Origin of the sequence: Algoriphagus sp. CAU 1675 (assembly GCF_029222925.1) — a bacterium.
GTDB lineage: Bacteria > Bacteroidota > Bacteroidia > Cytophagales > Cyclobacteriaceae > Algoriphagus.
This window is the reverse complement of record NZ_JARHUI010000006.1, coordinates 325,929-342,161: the sequence shown is the minus strand read 5'-3', so window position 1 is coordinate 342,161 and position 16,233 is coordinate 325,929. Positions and strand designations below refer to the sequence as shown.

Genomic DNA, 16,233 nt, shown 5'->3' with positions numbered 1-16,233 from the left:
CTGTTTTATTCTTATTTAGACTCCTGATTAAAGACAAACTGCAAGGGATTATCCACTTTCGACTTCAAAAGGGCAATATCCAAAACCTCATCTACCTTGTCCACAAAGTGGAAAACTATACCTTTCACATATTGAGGATCTATCTCTTCAATATCTCTGAGATTCTTTTTGCAAAGGATGATTTCCTTGATTCCAGCACGCTTGGCTGCAAGAATCTTCTCTTTGATCCCTCCAACTGGCATCACTTTACCGATCAAACTGATCTCCCCAGTCATGGCAAGTTTGGCTTTCACCTTCCGTTGGGTAAATACGGATGCCATGGCGGTCAACATGGTAATACCCGCAGAAGGCCCATCCTTCGGAACCGCTCCGGCTGGAACGTGGATATGAAGATCATATTGGTCAAAAACCCTATGGTCTATTCCCAAAGTTTGAGCCTTGGACTTCAAATAGGAAAGAGCTGTCATTGCAGATTCTTTCATCACATCCCCCAATTGGCCGGAAAGGGTCAATTTTCCTTTACCTCTGCTCAGACTTGATTCAATAAAGAGAATTTCGCCGCCTACACTGGTCCAAGCGAGTCCTGTTACCACTCCGGCTACAGAATTATCCTGATAAATCTCTTTATCGAATATCTCAGAGCCTAATATTTTGCGAACAGCTTCTGGGGTGATTTTTGGATCATATTCCTCTTCCAAGGCTATGGATTTGGCGATATTCCTCACCACTTTCCCGATCGCTCTCTCAAGACTTCGAACTCCAGATTCCCTCGTATAATCTTCAATGATCTTAACCAAAGCAGTTTTTTCAAAAGAAATCTGTTTTGCCTTCAACCCATGTTCTTTTCTCTGCTTGGGAACCAAATGTCTCTTTGCGATTTCTACCTTTTCTTCTTGAGTATATCCGGTTACTTCTATGATTTCCATCCTGTCCCGAAGTGCAGGCTGAATAGAATCCAAAGAATTGGCAGTTGCGATAAACAGAACTTTGCTCAAGTCATATTCCACCTCAAGGTAATTATCCATAAAAGCAAAGTTTTGCTCCGGATCAAGCACCTCCAAAAAGGCAGAACTAGGATCCCCTCTAAAATCTGAGGAAAGTTTATCGATTTCATCCAGCACATAAACCGGGTTGGAAATCTTCACCTTTTTCATGTTCTGGATGATTTTTCCAGGCATAGCTCCCACATAGGTTTTCCTATGGCCACGGATCTCAGCCTCATCATGTAGGCCTCCAAGAGACATCCGAATATATTTCCTTCCCAAAGCTGCAGCTATGGATTTTCCTAAAGAGGTCTTACCGACCCCTGGAGGGCCATATAGGCAGAGAATAGGTCCTTTCAGGTCATTTTTCAACTTGAGCACAGCCAGATATTCGATGATTCTATCCTTCACTTTTTCCAATCCAAAATGATCGGAATCAAGGATTTTTCTGGCATTTTTCAGGTCAAAATTATCCTGAGTAAACTCATTCCATGGCAGTTCAACCATGGTTTCAGCATAATTGAGCGCGATGGGGTATTCAGCCGCAGATGGATTGATTCTAAGAATTTTATCCAGTTCCTTTTCAAAATGCTTTGCTACTTCAGGAGGCCAGTTCTTCTTAGCTCCTCTCGCTCTGAGATCTTCAACTTCTTTTTCCGGTCCCTCTTCTCCCAATTCGGTTTGAAGAACTTTCATCTGCTGACGCAGGAAATAATCCCGTTGCTGCTGATCTATATCTGTATGAACTTTCTTTTGGATTTCAGATTTCAGCTCCAGCATCTGGATGTCTTTCATCATAAATTCCAAAAGAAGTGTAGCACGCTCAACTCCATCGTTGATTTCCAAAAGCCTCTGCTTGGATTCAACCGGTGCATTGATATTGGATGAAAGGAAATGTGTCAGAAATGGAGTATTGTCAATATTGTCCAAAGCCACCTGAGCTTCCCTTGGAATTTCTGGGTTAAGATGCAATATTCTGGTTGCCGCTTCCTTCAGAGACTCTTCCAAAGCTTGAATTTTTTTCGAACTCTTTGGGAAATTTTCATCCAAATAATCGACTTTGGCGATAAAATAAGGATCATCGGTGACTTGCTCTTTGATCCTAAATCGTTTTTTCCCCTGGATAATAATGGTGGTATTTCCATCTGGAAGGACAATCATTTTTATGATTTTGGCCAAAGTTCCAACCTGATAAATATCCTCCCAGGCAGGGTCATCATTATTAGGATTGATTTGGGCACAAACCCCAATCAGCTTATCACCTTTTTGGGCTTTTTTGACAAGTTTAATGGACCGTTGTCTTCCTACGGTAATCGGGATAACTACCCCTGGGAAAAGAACAGTATTTCTTACGGAAAGAACAGGAATTTCTTCCCCAAAAACCTCTTTACCCTGATCTTCACCTTCTTCATCAGTGATTAGTTGGATCAGATCTCCTTCTCCGGTATAATCACCATTCATTAGATTTTCAAACAAGGAATTTTCAAATTGACTCATATAGACAGATTGACAGACCAGCTGTCGGTTTAACTCAAAACATATTAATAACCTTCAAAATACAAAGGTTCTCCCTTAAAGTTCAATGCCTATGCCAAACCTACAATGGGTCAGAATGGCAGAAAAAAACCAGACTTCTCAGCCTGGTTTCAAAATTTATTCAGTTGAAATTTTACCAACCAGTAAAGAATTTCAAAATATCATTTCCAATCGCGAAAACCATTAGGGCCAATAGAATCACCATTCCAACTTTCTGCGCATTCTCCAGGAATTTGTCTGAAGGAGCTCTACCTGATACCATCTCATACAGCAAGAACATTACGTGTCCTCCGTCCAATGCCGGTATAGGCAACAGATTCATAAACGCCAGAATCATGGAAATCAAGCCTGTAATGCTCCAAAATTTAGTCCAGTCCCAAGTATGTCCATAAATTTTAGCCATACCGATCGGCCCACTGACGTTCTTGGCAGAAACTTCCCCCGTGAACATTTTACCCAGGGCTTTTGCATTGACAATGACTACTCCGAATGCACGGGCAGTCCCTTTGTTTAGCGCCTCACTTATCCCATAACTTCTTCTAACTGGCTCAATCAAGGCATTCACCCCAATATCAATGGTACCCCTATCAGTGACCGCAACAGTAGTAGAAGTGGTGTCTCCGTTGGAAAGCAAGGTAATCTCTGCATCCTGATTCTTTGATTTTGCCAAAGCGGACTGCAACTCGTCAAAATAAGTGACAGGTTGACCATTAACGGCTAGTATTTTGTCCTCAACTTTGATTCCAGCCTTTTCAGCTGCTCCTCCCTGGTCTATGGCACTAAGCTTAAAAGGGAAACGTACACTGATAAATTTATCGAAAGCTTCCTCATTGTTAAAAACATTGATAAAGCCTTTCGGAATTTCCACCTTAATCTGCTCCCCATCTCGATCAACGGTATAGTAAGCATTCTCTGTCAGCAGTACATTCCCACTACTGAGTTCATTTAGTCCCTGATATTCCTGCCCATTTACATTCAGGATTTTATCCCCGGTTTTCAATCCAATGGACTCCCCGTATTCATAGGCTACTATACCATTTTCTATGATCTGGTCTTTTGAGAAATAAGTTTCTCCATTTTGGTAAACCAAAAAGACAAATATGACAATCCCTGTAATCACATTCACGATAATCCCACCAAGCATCACAATAAGGCGTTGCCAGGCTGGTTTGGACCGGAACTCCCACGGTTGAGGCTCAGAGGAGAGCTGTTCGGTATCCATGGATTCATCCACCATACCTGATATTTTCACAAAGCCACCCAAAGGAATTGCTCCTATGGAGTACTCTGTTTCTCCCCACTGGAATCCTGCGATTTTCGGAGGAAATCCAATGGAAAATTTTTCCACTCTCATACCAAACAGCTTTGCTGTCAACAAGTGACCCAATTCATGCAAACCCACCAGAATTGACAATCCCAGGAGTAACTGGCCCACCATAATCAATGTATCCATTATACTTTACGCTTTATTAATTCTTTTGTAATCTCTCTCGCCCTCTGATCAGTCTCCACGTAGTCTTCCAAACTTGGATGACCTATAAATTCAATTTTAGTCAAAGTTTCCCCAATCAAGTCAGACATTTCCAAAAAGCCTATTTCTTCTTTCAGGAATGCTTCCACAACGATTTCATTGGCGGCATTCAACACACAAGGAGCATTTCCTCCCTTAGCTAAAGCGTCAAAAGCCAGCTGAAGGTTCCGGAACGTCTTTAAATCTGGTTGTTCAAATGTTAAATTGGGGTACTTGAGAAAATCAAATCTCTCAAAATCACTTTTCAATCTATGAGGATAACTCAGGGCAAACTGAATGGGAATACGCATATCGGGAAGTCCGAGTTGCGCTTTCATCGACCCATCCTCAAACTGCACCAAAGAATGAATGATAGACTGAGGATGAACAACCACTTCTATTTGTTCACTTTTTAACCCAAAAAGCCACTTTGCTTCAATCACCTCCAGGCCCTTATTCATCAGTGAAGCGGAATCTATGGTGATTTTGGCTCCCATGTCCCAATTGGGATGCTTCAAGGCCTGAGCCTTGGTGACATTTTGGAGAAAATCACGATCCTTACCCCTGAATGGTCCTCCTGAGGCTGTAAGAATGATCTTTTCTATAGGATTATGGAATTCCCCAACCAAGCATTGGAAAATTGCGGAATGCTCAGAATCTACGGGGTAAATATTCACTCCTTTTTCTTTTGCAATCGCAGTGATAATCTCCCCTGCAACCACTAGAGTTTCCTTATTTGCCAAGGCAATCTGCTTGCCTGCCTGAATTGCATTGACGGTCGGAATCAGTCCGGAATAGCCCACCAAAGCAGTTAAAACAACATCAATGGTCTCCATTTCAACGATTTGGGCAAGTGCCTTTTGTCCGGCAAAAACCTTGATATCATGAGGGATCAAAGCCTCTTTGACTTTTTGATAACTTGCCTCATTTCCGATTACCACAGCATTGGGCTGAAACTCCAAGGCCTGAGCAATCAATAAATCACAGTTGTTTTGGGCTGTAAGGACCTCCACCTCGAATTCCTCCGGGTGCTGACGAATTACCTCCAGGGTTTGAGTACCAATACTTCCGGTGCTGCCCAGGATGGCTACACGTTTCGCTTCAATCATTCATTTGGGATTTTGAGGATAAAAACTTCTGCAAGATGCAGAAGGTTTTCTCAATAAGCTGACAAAATTACAAGATGCCTAGACTTTTCCTTGCCCAATTCGTCAGTTTTTAGCCTTAGGATTAATTTTTGATGTTTGGACGCATGAGAGCAGTGATTCCAATCCTTAAAAGATGTGAAATTGAAAAACTGAACCTAAACTAAGTCGTCAAATTCTAAAAAATTCATCCATGAAGAATTTCCTAAAGAATATCGCGTCGGCCTTTCTGGCAGGTCTTGCAGGAGCTGCACTTTGGACATCTGTGGATTTCAATAAACAAGAAGCAGATTACCCTACAAATGAAAAGTTCTCGACTGCACCGACTCAATTTATCAGCCAAACCTCGGCAACCAACTCTGGTTTGAGCAGCGATTTACCGACCTCATTTGTGGAGGCTTCCGAAAAAAGCACAGGCTCTGTGGTCTTTATCAAGAATTTCTCCGGAACCGATCCTAGACGTTACAGCATGTTCGACTACTTCTTTGGAACCGGTCCCTCACAGCAAGTCAGTTCTGGATCAGGAGTGATCATTTCCGAAGATGGATTTATCATCACCAACAACCATGTCATCGATCGTGCTGAAATTTTGGAAGTAGTCCATCAAAAAAGAACCTATCAAGCCAGATTGGTTGGGACTGACAAAAACACAGATATAGCAGTACTAAAAATTGAAGCTGAAAATCTACCAGCCATTCACCAAGGAAGCAGCAGGGATCTTAAAATAGGAGAATGGGTTTTGGCCGTAGGAAATCCCTTCAATTTAACCTCCACTGTTACAGCAGGGATTGTTTCTGCCAAGGAACGCCAAATCAATATCTTAGGAGGAGACTTCCCTCTTGAGAGCTTTATCCAAACTGATGCCCCAATTAATCCTGGAAACTCAGGAGGTGCTTTGGTCAACATCAAGGGAGAATTGGTTGGAATCAACACCGCCATTTTATCGAGAACGGGTTCGTATACGGGATATGGTTTTGCTGTCCCTGTGGATATTGCCATGAAAGTGGCCAATGACCTCATCCAATATGGTGAGGTGCAAAAGGCTATTCCAGGAATTGAAGCTGTGGAAATCACTCCGGAACTAGCAGAAGAAATGAAAATTAAATCTTTAGACGGAGTTATCGTGACTCATGTCATTCGATCAGGAGCTGCAGAGCAGGCAGGAATCCAACGAAATGATGTAATTACCCGATTGGGTGACCAACCAGTGAAAGGAATGGGGAGTTTTGAGGAGGCCCTCTCCTATTATTACCCGGGAGATGAATTGGCCGTCACTTTCTTAAGAAATGGGGCACCTAAAACCACAACCCTTCTCCTCCAAAATCTGGAGGGAGGAACAGGCGTTCTGAAGAGAGAATATTACAGTTCAAGATTACTTGGAGCTAAACTTGAAGCCGTCAACACTATAGAAAAAGATAAATTAGGAATTACCCATGGCATTAAAATTACTGGCCTTACCCGAGGGTATTTGCGAGACCTCGGTCTGAGGGATGGATTTGTGATCACTCGGATCAATGAAAAGGATGCTCTGGATCCGGAGGCTGTAGGCAAGTTCTTGGAGGAGTTCAGCGGCCGGCTTCTTTTGGAAGGTGTAGCACCAAATGGTCAACCATTTATGCAAAGTTACTCTGTGAAATAATCATAAAAGGAAGCCTTTCGGCTTCCTTTTTTTTGCTTATATCACCACTTCTATTCCTTCTTTTGTCTAAATTGAAAGAAAAGAATTAGCTATGAAAACCTTACCTCAAACCTGTGAACAGTGCCTGGACGAGTTCAGTAACGCACTGGAAGATCTTCGCTCCTATGCTAACCGGAACAATCACAAACCCATGACTGAATCCCAATCCAGAGATTTAATCATCAGCTTTGAAGTGGCCCATGAAATTGCCATGAAACTGATCCGCAAATATTTTGAAAAACTGGGAAAAGGCCCCTTCTCTGGATCAAGAGACGCTACATTGGAGGCCTTTCATGCGGATCTGATTGACGATGGGAAAGCTTGGCTGGATATGATTATAGATAGGATTCAGTACAATCCGGTTTATTCAATTGATACCCAGGGAAAATTTCTGGAAAACATTCAAAAACAATACATCGGCCTTTTTGAAAAGTTTGAAGACACGATGGAAAAAAAGCTCAATGAATAAAAAGGGCTTGACTTAATAAGACCTCATTTTGAATTTTTTCTTCAGCTCGTTTACTGAATTTCTAAATGAGCTGTCTGTTTCCATCAGGTCATTAACTGTGTGTACAGCATGGATTACGGTAGAGTGGTCCCTTCCTCCAAAATGATATCCAATGGATTTGAGCGAATGATTGGTAAACTCTTTTGAAAAATACATAGCCACCTGTCTCGCCACTACGATTTCTTTCTTACGGGTTTTGGCTTTCAAATCTTCTGCTTCAATGCCATAATATTCAGAAACTGACTTCTGAATAAAATCTATTCCAACCTCGGTTTCAATATCCTTAATGATATTTTTCATCACCGTCTTGGCAAGTTCCAAGCTGATTTCTACCCGATCCAATGAAGCATAAGCTATAAGGGAAATCAATATCCCCTCCAACTCACGAACATTCGTGTCAACCGTGTAGGCCAAATATTCCACTACATCATCTGGAATAAAAATACCTTCTGACTGCATTTTTCTTCTGATGATGGCAACCCTAGTTTCAAAATCGGGCATTTGAAGATCTGCGGTCAAGCCCCACTTGAATCTGGACAACAATCGTTCCTCCAAACCTTTCAAGTCTCTAGGAGGACAATCAGAAGTCATGATAATCTGTTTCTTATTTTGATGCAGATGATTGAAAATATGGAAAAACATTTCCTGAGTTCGATCCTTTCCTGCAAGAAACTGGATGTCGTCAATAATCAACACATCCACCTGCATGTAAAAATTAGTAAAACTCTTTACGTTTCCATCCTTGATTGCATCCATAAACTGGTTTACAAACTTCTCGGAAGACACGTACAATACAAACTTGTTTTCAGGGCCATTTTTGATTTCGTTGCCAATGGCTTGAACCAAGTGGGTTTTACCGAGTCCAACTCCGCCATACACCATCAAAGGATTAAATGAAGTAATTCCCGGCTTGGTAGCTACTGCAAACCCGGCAGATCTGGCGAGTCGGTTACAGTCTCCTTCGATATAGGTACTAAAGGTGTAATTTGGATTTAAGTTGCTTTGCGTCAAGGCCTCGGCCCCCAAAGACTGCATTTCAAAAGGAGTAACTTTCTGTTCTACAGGTTGGGTTGCACTGTTTTTTTTCACCCCGTTGTTGCCCTGCGGGTAAGAAACCACGTAAGGCTGGTTTGACGAATTGCCACGGTCCACAACCACAGCATATTCCAATCTTCCACTTTGCCCTAAGGTAGTCTTGATGGCAAGTTTTAATTCCTGAACATAGTTATCCTCCAACCATTCGTAAAAAAACTGGCTTGGCACTTGGATAGTCAAACTTGTTCCCTCAAGTTTGACTGGATTGATAGGCTTAAACCAAGTTGAAAAGCTCTGCTCATTGACGTGCTGTTCAATAACACGTAAACATTCATTCCAAACTGCGCTAGCTTCTGAACTCATTTGAGAAGGTTTCTGAAAACAATGACCCGGACGGATTTCGCAAGGGTGTCAAATTTGAGTAAAAATCACTTAAATAAAAAATCCAAATCGGGTTGAAAATTTAAAAATTTCTACCTCTACAAAATCTTATCCACATAAACTTTTCCGCAGAAGTCTTATTAGGTTCCTACCTTCCGGAAAAACACACAAAACAACTACAAAAGCCTTGAATCGACTATTTTCACAGAATCCTTACTCCAATTGAGGAATTTCTGGCTATTCACCTATCAAATTGAAGCAAACTAACGCCATGACAATCCCCTTGAATTTTCTATTTTTGAATCTATAGATTAACGTTTAAAAACGTCGAACCCAAATATGACTAAACCAGACTTTTATCCCTTTACCGGCATTTCAAAATCCGAATGGAAAGCAAAGGCCGTGAAGGATCTCAAAGAAAAAGACTTTGAAAAGACATTGGTTTCCACCCTATGGAAAGAGCTGAAAATCCAGCCTTACTACGGTATAGAGGACAAACCTGCCGAAAAAACCGAAACCCTTTTTAACCCCGAATCCGGAATCCCAGGCTTACCTCCCCGTATTTGGAGCAATGCTGTTTCAATTTTCCCTACAGATCCCAGTTCTTCCAACAAAGAAATTCTCCATAACCTTGAAAACGGAGCAGACTCCCTAATCATCCATTTTCAAGGAAATGAAAACCTAGAAAAATTATTGGAGGGAGTATTCCCTGAATTTATAGAGATCAATTGGGTGATCGAAGGAAACTCAAACCAGGAGGCCTTTTCCCTAATCAAATCATGGGTTGAAAAAAAGTCCATTCAAAAAGAGCAATTGAAAGGATCAATCCTTTGGTCTCCATTTGACTTTGCTTTTTCAAATTCCGGAACCCTAGAAGAGGCTTTTGAATTAGCAGAAAAGCTGATCGAGGATTGGAAAGAATACCCAAATTTTCGCCCCATCACTCTTGATTTTGCCCGATATTCCAATTCTGGGGCAAATGGAATCCAAGAATTAACCTTTGGAATGGGGGAACTTATCGAATTGATAGATGCTCTCACGGAAAAAGGGATTCAACCTGAGAAAATCTTTCAAAATCTTGCTTTTCACACCACAGCCGGTCAGAATCACTTTGGGGAAATTGCCAAAATCAAAGCGCTAAGAAGATTTCTAGTCGAATTAGCTGCACAGTATAAGTTGGAAATTTCGCCTGAATCCATACACCTGGTTGTTTCAAGCAGCCTTTGGAGCAAAACACTCATGGATAAAAACTCCAATTTGATTCGTCAAACTTACGAAGCCATGGCTGCCATTCTCGGAGGTTGCAATACACTTTGGGTTCGACCGCTTGAAGAAACAACGGCCTCTGTAATGGAAAAGAGAATTGCGAGAAATGTTTCTTCCATACTGAAGGAAGAAAGCTATCTGGATAAGGTTATGGATCCTTCAGCAGGATCATATTTTTTGGATTCACTGGAAACTGAACTAATCCACCTGATCCGAAACAAGATCGTGGAGCTGGAAAAAAGAGGTGGCTGGATCTCCGATTTTTCCAGCCGAAGGATTCATCAAGAAATCCGTGAAACCCGAAAGGCAGTTCAGCTGGCAGTTTTAGAGGGAAAAGAGCTAAAAGTGGGTACCAATAAATTCCCAGCTAGCGGATCGCTTATCAACAACCTCCCTTTTGTGCACATTGAAGAAAAGGAGCAAGATCTGCAGCCCTCTCGAGCTAGTTATTTGGTGGAACTTCAAAATCTCGGAAAGCTATGAGACCTGATTTGAAAAACTGGGAATCCCCCGCCATAAAGGACATTGACTCTTCCGGATTTAAAAGCTGGAATGCACCCGAGCAGATTGAAATCCCTCCTGTTTTTGACAGCAAAAGAATCTTAAAACTCCCTCATCTCAATTTTGGTGCTGGGGTTCCGCCTTACCTGAGGGGTCCATATAGTACCATGTACGTCATAAGACCATGGACCATCCGACAGTACGCTGGGTTTTCTACTGCTGAGGAGTCCAATGCATTTTACCGAAGAAATTTAGCGGCTGGCCAAAAAGGTCTTTCCGTAGCCTTTGACTTAGCCACTCACCGAGGCTATGACTCAGACCATCCTCGAGTAGTGGGCGATGTGGGGAAAGCAGGTGTGGCCATCGATACAGTTGAGGACATGAAGGTACTCTTTGACCAAATTCCTCTGGACCAAATGTCCGTTTCCATGACTATGAACGGAGCAGTGATCCCCATTCTGGCTTTTTACATCGTCGCAGCGGAGGAACAAGGGGTGAAGCCAGAAAACCTTAGCGGAACAATTCAAAATGATATTTTGAAGGAGTTTATGGTGAGGAACACTTACATCTACCCTCCTCAAGCAAGCATGCGGATCATTGCGGACATTTTTGAATATACTTCCAAAAAAATGCCTCGTTTCAATTCCATTTCCATTTCCGGTTATCACATGCAGGAAGCAGGTGCCACGGCAGATTTAGAATTGGCCTATACCTTGGCAGATGGACTTGAATATCTAAGAACAGGAATCAAAGCAGGTTTGGACATTGATGACTTCGCTCCGAGACTTTCCTTTTTTTGGGCAATTGGAATGAATTACTTCATGGAAATTGCCAAAATGAGAGCGGGACGACTTCTTTGGGCCAAAATCGTCCAAGAGTTCAAGCCTAAAGACCCCAAATCCCTCGCTTTGAGGACGCATTGTCAGACTTCCGGCTGGTCCCTGACCGAGCAAGACCCTTTCAATAATGTGACCAGAACAGCAATTGAAGCTTTGGGAGCTGCCATGGGGCATACCCAATCTTTGCATACCAACTCACTCGATGAGGCCATTGCTTTGCCGACGGATTTTTCGGCCAGAATTGCGAGAAACACCCAGTTGGTTTTGCAGGAAGAAACAGGAGTCCCAAAAATTGTGGACCCCTGGGGAGGATCCTTGTATGTGGAATATTTGACCGATCAATTGGTGCAAAGAGCATGGACCTTGATCGAGGAAGTAGAAAATCTAGGCGGAATGGCCAAAGCCATAGAAGCAGGACTTCCCAAACTCAGAATTGAAGAGGCTGCAGCTAAAAAACAAGCCCGAATAGACAGCGGGAAGGACATCATCGTCGGAGTCAACCGCTATCAAATCGAAGAAGAATCCGAAATCGAACTACTTGAGGTCGACAACCAATCGGTTCGGGAATCCCAAATCAGAAGACTAGAAGAAGTAAAAGCCAAACGAGATTCCAAAGAAGTTGAAAAAACCTTGGATGCTATTACCCAAGCCGCAAAAAACCAAACCGGCAACTTATTGGATCTCGCAGTGGAAGCCGCTAGAAAAAGAGCTACTTTGGGAGAAATCTCAGAGGCTATGGAAAAAGCCTTTGGAAGGCATCATGCAAAGACACTTTCCATCACCGGAGTATATGCAGCAGAAGTGAAAAATCAGGACTCTTTCAAAAAAGCAACAGAGCTTTCGGATAAGTTTGCAGCTCTTGAGGGCCGTAGACCCAGAATCATGGTAGCCAAAATGGGCCAGGACGGACATGATCGTGGAGCCAAAGTAATTGCCACGGGTTTCGCGGATTTGGGCTTTGACGTAGATATAGGCCCCTTGTTCCAAACTCCTCAGGAAGTCGCAGAACAGGCCATAGAAAATGACGTCCACATTGTTGGAGCGTCCTCTCTTGCCGCTGGACACAAGACTCTGGTTCCACAACTCATCCAGGCACTCAAAGATCTGGGCAGACCGGATATCATGGTGGTGGCCGGCGGGGTCATACCCCCAAAGGATTATCAATTCCTTTACGACTCGGGAGTGGCTGCGATATTCGGCCCGGGCACGGTTTTATCAGAGGCCGCAACGGAAATCCTGGAAAAGTTACTGAACCAATAAACCTCAGCCCACCTTCGGGTGGGTTGTTGTTTCTGTAAAATCATCCTACTTTGATTCAAAGCTTCTGAACTACTTGGTATGGATAATTACCTACTTATATACGACCCAGGGATTCCTGAAACAGAAAGGAACAATTTTTTTGAAAAACTAAATCCTGCCCCAGCATCTTACATTTCTCTGGATGACTTTTCCTTGGAGCAACATCCCAAAGACGAGATCTTGCTTTTTTGGCTATCCGACTCACAAAGTCTATCGATTCTTGAACAACTCAACGAAAACAGCGCCGAAATTGCTTTTCTACCGCACCCGGAGCTAGTGCAATTGGCAAAAGGATTGGGCATCCCTGCTTCAAAGGAAGATGCCTTCTACCGATTCAAAGAATCAGAAAAATTCCAGGAAGTCGACCTTTTGGAAGTCAATGATCAACTAGTCCTGAATTCTTTGGTTATAGGAGAATCATTGGGAGTTTTTTATGATCCTCAATCAAAGGGATTTTTCAAAGGACTTCGGGAAAGAATCCTTCATTTTTCCAAACTTTTAAGAAAAGTGAGTCTTCAAAAATTCAGCATTTCCTTTGGAAAAATAAAAGAGGAAAAACGCAATCTGGATATCGCCGCAATGGGAATAATGGCAGTGGCTCACTGTGAAACAAATTTTGTATTTCGAAGATTAATTAAGGATTCCGGCCTCCATGATGGGCAAATCCACCTGTTGATATTGGCTCCCAAAAGCCTTTCGGATTTGATATACTTTGGATTGAAAAATTTGTTCTTCCCTTCCAAGAGCAATCAATTACCGGATTTTGTCAGCTATCTGGCTGTTGAGGAACTGGAAATCAAATCACCTGACCCCATTCATTTTGCATGTGATGGAAAAGAATCCCAAAGTCAGCAACTCCAATTGAAAATCTCTCCAAAAAAAGGGAGAATCCTGACTGGGTTTATTCCTTCGGAAGAAAGTGGAAAGCCTAAAAAGGAATTGAATTTGGGGATTTTGCCAACAGGAGACCTAAGAGAAGAATTGACAAAGGGTTACCTTCCTTGGACCCGGCATGCCACCACAGAGGAATTCAAGGAGCTTTTTCTTTTGCTGAAAGAAAACGCGCAAACCTCCTCCACTTTTTTGGTGCTCATGGCCCTTTCCACCTTGATTGCCACTTTTGGACTTTTCGCCAACTCCACACCTGTGGTAATCGGAGCCATGATTTTGGCTCCCTTGATGGGACCGATCATTTCCCTGGCAATGGGAATGCTCAGGCAAGACGGGACTTTGATTAAAAACAGTCTAATCACTGTTTTTTGGGGAGTTCTCTTTGGATTGTTTTTTTCAGTGATGATCACCTGGTTTACTCCCTTGAAAACCATGAATACCGAAATTCTTTCCCGGATCCGGCCCAATCTTCTTGATTTGGGAATAGCAGTGGCCTCCGGAATTGCAGGTGCCTATGCCCATTCCAAAGAAGAAATTGCCAAAACACTGGCAGGAGTGGCTATTTCAGTAGCTTTGGTCCCTCCTCTTGCAGTAGCAGGAATTGGTTTGGGTTGGAACAACTGGAATGTATTCGGTGGGGCCATGCTTCTCTGGGGCACCAACCTAGCTGGAATTGTAATGGCTGCGGCAGTCACTTTCCTTTTTTTGGGTTTTAGCCCCTTTAGACTTGCCCAAAAAGGGCTGCTCGTTAGCATTTTGATCCTAATTGGAATCACCACCCCACTTGCACTGAGTTTTCGGGAAATGGTTCGGGAAAATGCAATCATCCAAAACCTAAGTGGAAGAGAAATTCCACACGGCCTGCTCCGGGATGTAAATGTGATCAGTTTCAGACCTCTAAGACTGTCCGTAACCATCTTGTCCGAAAAAGAGCTAAATGCACAGGATTTTAAGGAAATCAAAACTGAAATCGAATCCAGAATCGAGGAACCAGTCCAACTGGAGCTGACCTTGGGTGCAAAAATTTTAGAATAAATCAAACCTCCATTTCCAGCAAGGCATAACTCAGACTTTTCCCATGGGAATCCATTGCTAAGGAGGTAGTGACTCCTCCTCCCAATGCATTAAAACAAGTAAACTGTATAGCTTTTAAATCCGGTAAAACATACCGGACCACTTCCCCATGAATTTGATGCACCAAATGTTCTTTCACTTTTTCAGTGGTTACCTTCTCCATCAAAAAATCGAAATCTGCCGGATCAAAGGGGATGAGAGATAGGATCAGGGTATTTCCCTTATCCCCTGCTCTGCTGTGTGCTATTTCTGCTAATTTTCTGCTCATGATTCAAAAATTTGGATTCCCAATTCGATCTTTTCCCTTTCCAATAAGGTAGAAATTACACCGATTACTTCCTGAATCGATTTTCTAGCTCCTCCACCTCCTGCAGGCCCATTGGTATAAAGCGCCTCCACCTCTTCCCCAATTAACCTGGCCAAGTTTTCCTCCCTGCTAATTCCTGCCACCCTTAATCTAACTTCATAGGGATTTGAATTTTTGGATAGCTCATCCCCATGCAAGGAATTCATCCCAATAAAGTCTACCCGAAGTTTTTCAAAAAGAGTCCCAATCCGTTTTCTAATAATCTCACCTGCCAGTTCAGCTCTTTCCAGGGCATGTGCTCCCCCGTATGAAATTTCCCCCTCTCCCAAAAACCCTGCATGATACCCCACGCTCACCTTAAGTTGCTCAGGCTTGCTCTTGCCTCCTCCACCAGTCACCTTGACCAGATCTTTTCCAACTTGCTCAAAGCCTACACTTGTAAAATCGGCAATCACATCGGGTGTATAATAATTGGATGGGTCGATGACTTCGTACAACAATTGCTCTTTAACGGTTTGTAGGGTGATGGCACCTCCGGTCCCCTCCACCTTGGAGATCAGCCCCGTTCCATCAGAAAACACATCTACAAAGGGATGACCAAGGATATGCATATCAGGTATGGGCTTGGAAAGGGGATCAGCAAAATAGCCTCCGGTAATCTGTCCTGCACATTCCAAAAGATGGCCCAAAACAGTCCCTTTGCCTAGTAAGTCAAAATCATCTTCTTTCCAACCAAATTCATGGATCATGGGAGCCAGAAACAAAGAAGGGTCAGCCACCCTACCGGTCAATATGATCTGGGCATCGGTAGCCAAGGCCGGCAAAATAGAAGACACGCCCAAGTATGCATTGGCAGAAATTATAGGTCCGTAACTCTCAAGAGCCTTATTTCCCTCCAAAGAGGGTTCTCCACCAGAAACAAATGAGGCCACATCATCTCCAAGGACTACTGCAACCTTTACTTTCAAACCCTTTGAGCGGGCTATCTCAAGGATTTTTTTTGCTCCTGCCATCGGGTTAGCTGCACCCATATTGGAAATAAGCCGGGTATCGTGTTTCAACAAAAGGGGCAAGAGACCTTCTATTCTTCTCTCCAAAAGAATATCAAAACCAGTCTCCGGATTTTGTTTCTTTCGTTTCTGCGCCAAAGCAATGGTACGCTCTGCCAGGCATTCCAATACCAAATAATCCAAGTTTCCCTTTTCGGTCAGTATCAAAGCAGGTTCCAACCGGTCACCCGAAAACCCAGCCCCACAACCAATTCTTAATTTCTGTTTCAT

Annotated in this window: 11 protein-coding genes; 5 read left to right on the top strand and 6 right to left on the bottom strand. The window is 42.9% G+C overall.

Translation table 11 applies throughout. The annotated features are described in order from the left end of the window. Window positions 1-11 precede the first annotated feature (11 nt). From lon to P2G54_RS15385, 3 genes are all read right to left on the bottom strand, one after another. Complete coding sequence (gene lon / locus P2G54_RS15395) at window positions 12-2,480, bottom strand: endopeptidase La (RefSeq protein ID WP_275872438.1); 2,469 nt, start codon at window positions 2,478-2,480, stop codon at window positions 12-14. Between the two features lie 172 nt (window positions 2,481-2,652). Next, window positions 2,653-3,972 (bottom strand): RIP metalloprotease RseP, encoded by a 1,320-nt coding sequence (gene rseP / locus P2G54_RS15390; RefSeq protein WP_275872437.1) that lies wholly within the window; start codon window positions 3,970-3,972, stop codon window positions 2,653-2,655. Then, window positions 3,972-5,138 (bottom strand): 1-deoxy-D-xylulose-5-phosphate reductoisomerase, encoded by a 1,167-nt coding sequence (locus tag P2G54_RS15385; protein ID WP_275872436.1) that lies wholly within the window; start codon window positions 5,136-5,138, stop codon window positions 3,972-3,974. Before P2G54_RS15385 ends, rseP begins: the two co-directional genes overlap by 1 nt. 229 nt (window positions 5,139-5,367) lie before the next feature. Between P2G54_RS15385 and P2G54_RS15380 the strand changes: the two genes are divergently transcribed. Together P2G54_RS15380 and P2G54_RS15375 are read left to right on the top strand one after the other, a co-directional pair. Further along, entirely contained in the window at window positions 5,368-6,813 is a 1,446-nt protein-coding gene (locus P2G54_RS15380; RefSeq protein WP_275872435.1) for a trypsin-like peptidase domain-containing protein, read from the top strand. Between the two features lie 91 nt (window positions 6,814-6,904). Further along, window positions 6,905-7,321, top strand: a complete 417-nt coding sequence (locus P2G54_RS15375) for a nucleotidyltransferase substrate binding protein (protein ID WP_275872434.1) — start codon at window positions 6,905-6,907, stop codon at window positions 7,319-7,321. Between the two features lie 12 nt (window positions 7,322-7,333). On the opposite strand, the gene dnaA is transcribed toward P2G54_RS15375, so the two are convergent. Then, a complete protein-coding gene (dnaA, locus tag P2G54_RS15370; protein ID WP_275872433.1) occupies window positions 7,334-8,758 on the bottom strand; it encodes a chromosomal replication initiator protein DnaA in 1,425 nt (474 codons plus the stop codon). 357 nt (window positions 8,759-9,115) lie between these two features. On the opposite strand from dnaA, the gene P2G54_RS15365 reads away from it, so the two are divergent. The 3 genes from P2G54_RS15365 to P2G54_RS15355 all read left to right on the top strand — a co-directional run bounded on the left by P2G54_RS15365 (window position 9,116) and on the right by P2G54_RS15355 (window position 14,607). After that, a complete protein-coding gene (locus P2G54_RS15365; RefSeq protein ID WP_275872432.1) occupies window positions 9,116-10,525 on the top strand; it encodes a methylmalonyl-CoA mutase family protein in 1,410 nt (469 codons plus the stop codon). After that, window positions 10,522-12,642, top strand: a complete 2,121-nt coding sequence (scpA, locus tag P2G54_RS15360) for a methylmalonyl-CoA mutase (RefSeq protein ID WP_275872431.1) — start codon at window positions 10,522-10,524, stop codon at window positions 12,640-12,642. Before P2G54_RS15365 ends, scpA begins: the two co-directional genes overlap by 4 nt. 78 nt (window positions 12,643-12,720) lie before the next feature. Next, window positions 12,721-14,607 carry a TIGR00341 family protein gene (locus tag P2G54_RS15355; protein WP_275872430.1) on the top strand — a complete coding sequence of 629 codons (1,887 nt, stop codon included), beginning with the start codon at window positions 12,721-12,723 and terminating at the stop codon, window positions 14,605-14,607. 1 nt (window position 14,608) lies between these two features. Here the strand turns inward: P2G54_RS15355 and P2G54_RS15350 are convergent, their stop codons facing one another. Both P2G54_RS15350 and P2G54_RS15345 read right to left on the bottom strand, forming a co-directional pair. After that, a complete protein-coding gene (locus P2G54_RS15350) occupies window positions 14,609-14,914 on the bottom strand; it encodes a hypothetical protein (RefSeq protein WP_275872429.1) in 306 nt (101 codons plus the stop codon). Continuing rightward, window positions 14,911-16,233, bottom strand: a complete 1,323-nt coding sequence (locus P2G54_RS15345) for an acyclic terpene utilization AtuA family protein (protein ID WP_275872428.1) — start codon at window positions 16,231-16,233, stop codon at window positions 14,911-14,913. The genes P2G54_RS15350 and P2G54_RS15345 overlap by 4 nt, the downstream gene beginning before the upstream one ends.